This window comes from Staphylococcus gallinarum (assembly GCF_000875895.1).
Taxonomy (GTDB): domain Bacteria; phylum Bacillota; class Bacilli; order Staphylococcales; family Staphylococcaceae; genus Staphylococcus; species Staphylococcus gallinarum.
Window position 1 is genome coordinate 1 of the sequence record NZ_JXCF01000089.1, and the last position, 429, is coordinate 429.

General features: G+C 36.8%; 1 protein-coding gene and 1 pseudogene. Both read right to left on the reverse strand.

The window, feature by feature from the left end:
- A partial coding sequence (asp1, locus tag SH09_RS13545) for an accessory Sec system glycosyltransferase Asp1 (RefSeq protein ID WP_042740163.1) occupies positions 1-281 on the reverse strand: 281 nt, incomplete at its 3' end.
- A gap of 10 nt (positions 282-291) precedes the next feature.
- Positions 292-429 (reverse strand): annotated as a pseudogene (locus tag SH09_RS17100) (accessory Sec system protein translocase subunit SecY2); the annotation flags it as partial.

The window sequence follows — 429 nt, forward strand, 5'->3', positions numbered from 1 at the left end:
GGCCAATCCAATTGTCGATAATCAACGGCTTGTGGTGTTTGATGTGTAAAGCCCTGTATTTCATCAAAGACAGACCAGTATGCAGCATCAAACAACTCGTAACGATGTAAAAATGTACGTAAATTCGGTGTGTAGTTCAATACGAGCAATTGAAATGGTTGTTCATTTTGATGATGCATCGACATAAGGCTGATCATATCATCAAACGCTGTTGCTTGTTGATCCGCACGATTTTGCCACCAATGCTGTTCAGGATACCAAGCAGGAATGAAATATTTCATAAAATTCTCCTTACCAATACTTTGTTAAAAACGGTTTATATTTGTCGAAATAGAGATATGTTCGAATCGTTTCGGAAATGTTAATGCTGATATACATCATAATCATCAACTGGATCACGAAATAAATTTGCTGAGATAAGTGCGGTAT